Raw genomic sequence first — 1,000 nt, forward strand, 5'->3', positions numbered from 1 at the left:
TGAGACCCTCAGCAAGTCCCATCCTTCCAGCCCAGAGGGCACTTTCACGTTCTCGACCCGCCACCACAACGAGCCTTCATGAAGGCGCGAGGCTAAGCCCTGCAGTTCACCGCCTAGGGATTCGTCCCTGCGCTAGCCGCCTTGCATGCCAACGGATGCGACGTGGATCGTCAGGGAAGACGCTGTCCCAGTCGTGGTCGAGGCACGTCCATGCCAGCGGCTGTCCGTTCTCTTCGACGAGCGGCGTGGAGACGTCAACGATCGCGACATACGACAGCCCGAGGGTCGGGGACCAGCCTCGGCTATACGAGCGCACGGCAACGGCTGCGGGCGTGGACAGCAGCTCCGCGCGGAGTCCGGTTTCTTCGAATAGCTCTCGGCTGGCTGCTTCCCGAGGCGTCTCGCCGGGCTCGACCTTCCCGCCGGGTGGGACCCAGGCCCGCCAGGGATGGTTCACGAGCAGCACCTGAGCCAGATCCTCGTCGAAGACCCATACCTCGGCCCCAAGCGGGGACACGAGCGCCTGTTTGGTGCGGTCCAGCCACTGGCATGCGTTGTCGAACTCCCGAACGGCCCGGCGCGCGTCCACTTCCGCAGCCGCGCAAGATCGCATCAGTAGCTCTTCACTCATCAGCCGACCCTACGGCGAGGCTGTGACACCGAAGGCTCCTCGCCTTGTCATGGCAGGTGCCCGCACAACGGCCAACAACGTCCGCTATGCCGCTGATCGCGCGTCACAGGCCGTGGCCGATCGGTCATGTGCTTCAGCTTCCGGTACTGCCGTTGAGCGACCAGCGTGCTGCCGAGGGGGTCCAGGTACGGGACTGACGTCACGCGGCCGCGATCGAATACCCAATCGCGGCGATGTCCTCGTGCAGCCTGGCAACGGTCATCTTTGGGTTCAGGGCCTGCACAACGACGTCAGTGAGCGGGCGGTGCGCGACGACGTGCTCGACCTCCGTCGCGTCTAGTTCGATCTCGTAGTAGTCCTCGGCGAACG

At 65.2% G+C, this 1,000-nt stretch carries 1 protein-coding gene; it reads right to left on the reverse strand.

All coding sequences use genetic code 11. The features are described 5' to 3' along the window. Positions 1 to 106 precede the first annotated feature (106 nt). Positions 107 to 631, reverse strand: coding sequence for an NUDIX domain-containing protein (locus tag ACFYOS_RS36470; RefSeq protein WP_387151942.1), 525 nt, complete (start codon positions 629 to 631; stop codon positions 107 to 109). Between the last annotated feature and the right edge of the window lie 369 nt (positions 632 to 1,000).

The organism is Micromonospora sp. NPDC005806, from assembly GCF_042871425.1.
Classification (GTDB): domain Bacteria; phylum Actinomycetota; class Actinomycetes; order Mycobacteriales; family Micromonosporaceae; genus Micromonospora.